This window comes from Halococcus thailandensis JCM 13552 (assembly GCF_000336715.1).
Classification (GTDB): domain Archaea; phylum Halobacteriota; class Halobacteria; order Halobacteriales; family Halococcaceae; genus Halococcus; species Halococcus thailandensis.
On the sequence record NZ_AOMF01000033.1, the window covers coordinates 45,776 to 51,775 of the forward strand.

The 6,000-nt window shown below is 56.1% G+C and carries 7 protein-coding genes; 1 reads left to right on the plus strand and 6 read right to left on the minus strand.

Annotated features, from left to right (window positions below; all coding sequences use genetic code 11):
• Positions 1-104 precede the first annotated feature (104 nt).
• On the minus strand, positions 105-383 hold the full coding sequence (locus C451_RS01730) for a hypothetical protein (protein ID WP_007736990.1): 279 nt from the start codon (positions 381-383) through the stop codon (positions 105-107).
• 112 nt (positions 384-495) lie between these two features.
• On the opposite strand from C451_RS01730, the gene C451_RS01735 reads away from it, so the two are divergent.
• On the plus strand, positions 496-867 hold the full coding sequence (locus C451_RS01735; protein ID WP_007736991.1) for a winged helix-turn-helix domain-containing protein: 372 nt from the start codon (positions 496-498) through the stop codon (positions 865-867).
• 62 nt (positions 868-929) lie between these two features.
• On the opposite strand, the gene C451_RS01740 is transcribed toward C451_RS01735, so the two are convergent.
• The 5 genes from C451_RS01740 to C451_RS01760 all read right to left on the minus strand — a co-directional run bounded on the left by C451_RS01740 (position 930) and on the right by C451_RS01760 (position 5,706).
• A complete protein-coding gene (locus tag C451_RS01740; protein WP_007736993.1) occupies positions 930-1,616 on the minus strand; it encodes a recombinase family protein in 687 nt (228 codons plus the stop codon).
• 189 nt (positions 1,617-1,805) lie between these two features.
• A complete protein-coding gene (locus C451_RS01745) occupies positions 1,806-2,396 on the minus strand; it encodes a DUF3267 domain-containing protein (protein ID WP_007736994.1) in 591 nt (196 codons plus the stop codon).
• A gap of 219 nt (positions 2,397-2,615) precedes the next feature.
• A complete protein-coding gene (locus tag C451_RS01750; protein WP_007736995.1) occupies positions 2,616-3,314 on the minus strand; it encodes a helix-turn-helix domain-containing protein in 699 nt (232 codons plus the stop codon).
• Between the two features lie 365 nt (positions 3,315-3,679).
• Positions 3,680-4,513, minus strand: coding sequence for a transcriptional regulator TbsP (gene tbsP / locus C451_RS01755; protein WP_007736996.1), 834 nt, complete (start codon positions 4,511-4,513; stop codon positions 3,680-3,682).
• 176 nt (positions 4,514-4,689) lie between these two features.
• Positions 4,690-5,706: a hypothetical protein gene (locus tag C451_RS01760; RefSeq protein WP_007736997.1), complete on the minus strand. Its 1,017-nt coding sequence runs from the start codon at positions 5,704-5,706 to the stop codon at positions 4,690-4,692.
• Positions 5,707-6,000: the final 294 nt, after the last annotated feature.

The window sequence follows — 6,000 nt, forward strand, 5'->3', positions numbered from 1 at the left end:
TTCCAACGCCCTGCAACTTCGAATGTGGCGGTTTATTGGCACGTACCCAACCAACATCTATTCAGAACACGATTTCTACACGGAACTACTACGGGAGAGGTGGACTATCCGACACCGAAGGGCACGTCACCGTCGTGCGCTTCGATGAAGTCTACTGCATCCGCCACACTCGTCAGGCGGATATTGTCTCGACTCCCGCCGTAGGGTTCAATCGGGGACTCTGGGTCGCGGATCATCTCGCGGATGAGTTCTTCGGCCCGTCCGCGATCGTGCGTGGCAACCCAGCCCTTCGCGGTATCAACCGTCACTTTGTTGCTGCCAGTGATGGGTTCGCGAACCATCTTCGTGACAATTTTCAACTTGATGTCTTCGTCGGTCGCCATCTTGTCCCCGTTTCTGCTCACTCCTCACACCCGCATATATCTTTCCAAATATTTGTACGGTGGAGTACGAAAGTGCGAAAGTAATAAGCCACTCAATTGTATACGTGCATGCATGAGCCAGACCGAGACAGCGAACGAAGCCTTCGCCGACGGGACGATGTTCGTGGATGTTCTCGGCGACGAAACCAAGGTCCGCATCCTCGAAGTGCTCATCAGCGAAGCCGATCGCGACCTCAACACAGCAGCCATCTGCGAGCAGGCTGGCATTGGCACGAGTAGCTTCTACAATCACATCGAGGACTTGCGGCGGTGGGAACTCGTCACGAAAACCCGGACGGTCGGAAACAGTCCGATGTACGAGATCAACCGCGAGAACAAGGCCGCACAGAAACTCGCGGAGTTCGACTGGGCGCTCGTCGAATTCATCGGCAAGAAAGAGGAGGCTGGCGAACTCGACGAGGATAACCGGCCTGTCCTCGCCTAAGCGATCCCACACCTGCCGTTCTACGAGGCAGAATCGGCTTCTAACGTGTGTAGCATATCTCGCTATACAGATTCAGCCGATTTTAGCGGTTCGCCGACATACCGCTCGCGATGCTTGGCAAGCTCCTGTATCGTCGAGCGTGCAACGCTAGTTCGGCGTGCGAGGTCGCGCTTGCTCGCGCCTTTATCGAGTTCATCGAGGATCACGACAGCAGTTTCATAGTCGTCGTTCGGCGTCAGATACCCCTCCGGGCCGACATCAAAGCCGAACGGCGGGCGACCGTGCCACTTGCCCTGTGACCGGCTCGCGGCGATTCCTTCGCGGGTGTTGTCGCGTTTGATCTCGGCTTCTAGCTCGGCGAACGTCGCTGCGACAGTGAGGAACGCGCGAGTGTACGGATCACGCTCGTCGGGATCGAGGTCGATCCCCATATCCAGGATGTGCAGGCCTACGTCGTTGTCGTCGACGACGCGTTCGACGGTCGCGGCGAAATCCCGTACCGACCGTGAGATACGCGAGACTTCCGAGGCGATCACGCGCTCGATCTCGCCGGCTTCGACGGCCTCCATGAGATCACGGTAGCCGTCGCGGTCGGTGTCAGTGCCGGTCTGCTTGTCGGAATACAACTCGATAGAGGAGGGTTCGATGCCGAGAGTGTCGGTCGCGTACTTTTTGGTTTGCTGATATTGCCGCTCAAGGTTCTGGTCGGGGGTCGAAACACGACAGTAGAGGGCAGTGATTCCGGGCATGGTTCGCCTACTTTCTGGCAGGGGTGCTAACTACTTAAAGACGGGACCTTTTCGGCAGGCGGCCGAGAAACGCTCCTTTCTGGGCAGCCCATCAGTAGCCACCCCCTCCCTTTCGACTGGGCTGATTCACACTTATCTTGCCATCCTTGCCATCCTTGAGATCGATCCCATAGAGTCAGTCCTTCGAAGCTATTCGGTATGAGAGGATACACTGACTGCTAACGGTTCGTAGATCAACATTTCTCCAATGCTCACATCGTACAACATCGTCTCGCGAGGCATCCGAGCAAGTCGATAGAGTGCATACATATCGCCGACCGCGCCCGCCGCGTTGGTGACGAGCGCAACGAGGACGGCTACGAGCAATGTCTCGCCCATGACCGGGAGAACTGCTACCCCAAATGCAGTAATAACGATCAATGGTGCACCTGCGATGAGTATATTGTCTCGACGTGTAATGGGCTGGCCGAACGCAGCTGCGTATACCCCCGGCATTGACCAGGCGACGCCGAACGTAACCCGATAGTCAAGTAGGCGCATGAGCGCTCCGTGGATCGTCTCATGAATCACGAGCGTTACTGGAATGGCGACCACGAACGCAAGGACACTAGACGGGCCAACCACAATAGCGACCTCGCCACCACGGAGTACCGCCGCGAGGCCGAGAAACACACCGAGGGAGAGGACAGTCAGAACAGTACCACCGACCTGCAGCCACCGAATCGGATACTCAAAACGGTACGGTCGGTAATAACCTGACAGGTCAGGATAGGATGGCATGGGGTCTTACTGTCGTATGACGCGGAAATTGGTTTCGGTGGCCCCCTGCCAATAGACGATTATCACTGATAGGAGGTTGTCCGGAGTGGTCGGCACGCTACTCCCGATAGGCCGCTCTTGCTGACAAGGGGATTTTGCATTGAATGAGGTGGGGCTACTGACAGTCTGTCAGTTGTCATGTGGCTGTTGACAGATCAGATGACGATCCTTGACAGGCAACTACGGTGACTGCCGAGGTGGTGATCCTGGTTTCGGCGTTTCATCGTCCTCTTCGTCGACGGTGGCGAGTGCACTCACCACGAGATTCTTGGTTGCTCGCCGGTGGCGCTCGGAGAGCGCCTGATGAGAGATGCCGAGTTCATCGGAGAGTCCCTTCGCAGTGATGTCGCGTGGGACCTCGTAGTAGCCTTTCTCGACGGCTAACACAAGCGTCTCGTATTGTGGCTCAGTCAGATCGTGACGTGCTGTTTTGAAATTTTCAGGTCCATAGATTCGTTCCAGGGTGAACCCGACATCGTTCTCCCGGGCGTACTCGTTGGTCGCCGAGAGAGCATCCCGATCGGGGAAGAGCACGCGGAGCTGCCACTCACCGTTGGCGGCAGTGGCCTCCTGGACGGTAGCAGCGTGCTCGTTGATCATGTATCTGATGACTAGGGCAGTCTCGTTCCAGACCAGTCGGTAGAAGCGTTCGTCGTCAGTCTCGCCGAACAGCTCGACCTCTTCGACGCTCGAATCGTCCTCAAGAATCTCGGTCAGTCCGTCGACGTCTCCTTGTGTCACCCGTACGAACGGCGTTACTTGAGTGGTGTTGTGAGCGACGACCCGGTCGATATTGATGGTGAGATCGGGGCGGCGTTCGAGGGTTTCCGCAAGCGCGAACTCGTCGGCAGGAATGGTGAACTCCGCTATCGTCGCCATACACAAGCATTCGCAAGCATGCATAAAAATTGATGGGTGTGGATAGTAATGTCACGAATGGGGATCGGACAGGAATCTTAATGGTCTGTAGAGTCCGGAGGGGCTGCAGGATAAGCGGTGAACTCGTGCTTAGTGGAGTAAGCGTGTATACCCCGAAAACCCTGTTCCATCCTTTTGCTCAGTCACCCGATTCTCGTCGAAGATTCCATTAACTCACCGAGTGCTACCGACGAAGGTTGCCGACAGCAGTTCGATCCCATCACTCACTCGTTGTCAGGTGTCCCCAGCAGCCACCACTTTGCTCGGCGTCACGCCGACACGCTTGGTCGCTGCTCGCGACTATCAAAGTAGCTACTCGGTGGCGATTAGGCTGGAGCCGCCGAGAGCATCTCGTGGGCGACACTCGACAACTCTTCCGTGTCGGCTTCTCGGAGACGCTCGTCAGCCAGCAGCAGACGCAACCGTGGCCGCCCCACGTCGATCGGCACTTTCTCCGTCTCTAAGAGGCCTTGTTCTTCGAACAGAGTCTTCTTGCGTGAGAACGTCGCCTTGCTTGCGACACCGATAGTCTCACCCCAGTGGGAAATGTCGTAGAGCAACTCCTCGTATTTGGCCGCGACGAGGAGACTCACTCCTACCTCATCCAATTCTCCCGCGGCGTCCACATTCTCAACCGCCTCCAGCACTGTTTCAAAGTCCGATTCCATCGCCGAGTCGAACTCCTCGGAAAGCGTTTCAGTTACGCGTGAGTATGCTGGTGTTCGCAGATCGAACGCCTCGCTATCTTCCCAGAGATCATTCCAGCGCTCGCGCACGGCCGCAGCGAACTCCTCGTCATCGGTGGCCAGCGCAGCGCTCTGCTCGCTATTTGGTGTGAGCAGCGAGACGACCATCTCCTCGGTCACCAACAGCGTGTCATCTAAACGCTCACCAGTGGCTCGCAGTTCCAGGACATCCGCTTCACGTAACTCCGCAGCTGTACTCGCCAGCATGAAATCATCTCTCACCCATTTCAACACGCTCTCTTCAGCAAGCAAGCGCACGTTCGGTGGCTCTTCACTCTCAGCAACTATCTTGATGAGCTCTCGAGTCGAGTTTTCATCCAAACCCACTGCGATCACCGACTCATCTGCTTCGGCCAAGATCTTCTGTAAGTTCTCAGTGATCGATTGTCCCACCTGGTCCGATGTGCTTGTCATAGAATAATGGTAGTTATTGAAGCCTTATCTATTTTCTGGGTCATATTAATGACAATCAGCGCGGATAAATGCGACAGGAACACACATGCGCCTGTTTTCGAGAAATTACTCGCTACGACAAAATCAGTACTCATGAGGCTTACCCATTGCCGAGCCTGAAATCCCATACTCGCATCTCAGTCGCTTTCTGATTGCGTCTCGAACGAACTCGCCGGTGAGAACTCGGTCAGTTCCTCGATCTCCTGCTCCAACCGCTCGACTTCCTGGCGGAGGACATCCGCTTCGGGATCGTCACTCACCGCCAGCCTGTCTTTGAGCCCCTGCAACCGTGTCTCTTTGCGTTCTTCGTCCACCTCGGCCTTGCGCACGTACTCGCTCTCAGAAACATCGTAGACGGCCGACTCGGGTACTGAGACCACATCCAATGCTTCCTCGACGTTCGAGCGGTCGACACCGAGCAGTTGGTCGCGATCGATGCCAGTTTCGGCGAACGCATCAAGCACTTTCTCATCATCTTTGAGCGAGCGGTTTCGGCGTGTCGTCCGCTGAACCGAGCCGTACTGGCCATGCACTGGCCGGTCGTGTCCGACGCGCTCTAAGAGCACATCAGTTACGTCCTGCCGCAGGTCATTGGCGTTGCGCTGAACATCCGACAGCAAGGTGTAGAGATTCACCAGTACGGGCGTCTCGACGCTTTCGAGAGCGCTCATGTCCTCGCGTTCGAGCACGTCGATCAGCAATAGCATATCCGAATATACGTCTATCTCGGGCTCTTCGCGCTCGCTGTCTTGCTCGTCTCCGGCACTCGCAGTCATCGACAAGTGCGGTGTCTCATCCAGTACGGCGCTCTCGTCGGCCTCGTCGAGTTCGATCAGCGTGTTCTCTCGCTCGTCAAGGACATAGCGTGGATGGAGTGCAAGCACTGCCGCGTATGGTTCGGCTTTCGGCGGCAAGCGCTCGAGCTCGTAGCCATCAACCGCCTCGCGTGTGTGTTCGGCGAGCGCTGCGAACTGCTCGCGTTGCAACGGTTGTGAGTCACCCGAATCGACGTCTTCGATGATGATTCGCTGGTCTTGAACGTCGGTGATCCGGAATCGCTTCGACGCCAGCGGCGTGATCAGCGTCGCCTCATCGGGCAGGTTCTCACACCGCTCGATCAGCGTGCCCCACGTCGCACCGAACGGAATCGCCATAGATGCCACTCAGAACGTCACTGTCTAAAGAACCGTTGGCAAACATCGAATCTGAGAGCATAAACCAGCTTCTGTAACGCGCTATCATGTATAAGACACGAAGGGAAAAGAGCGTGTGACACACTCTTTTGAGGTCCGGACCTATTCCGACCCCAATCCTGTATGACATTCACACTCCCATAGAAATTCCCAAAAACATCTGAAAGTAAAACGGTACAAGAATCACCCACTGAGTGCGGCAGGGTGCTCAATCGTCAGTTGGTGTGATTCGGACGTATTCTCCGACGTAATAGA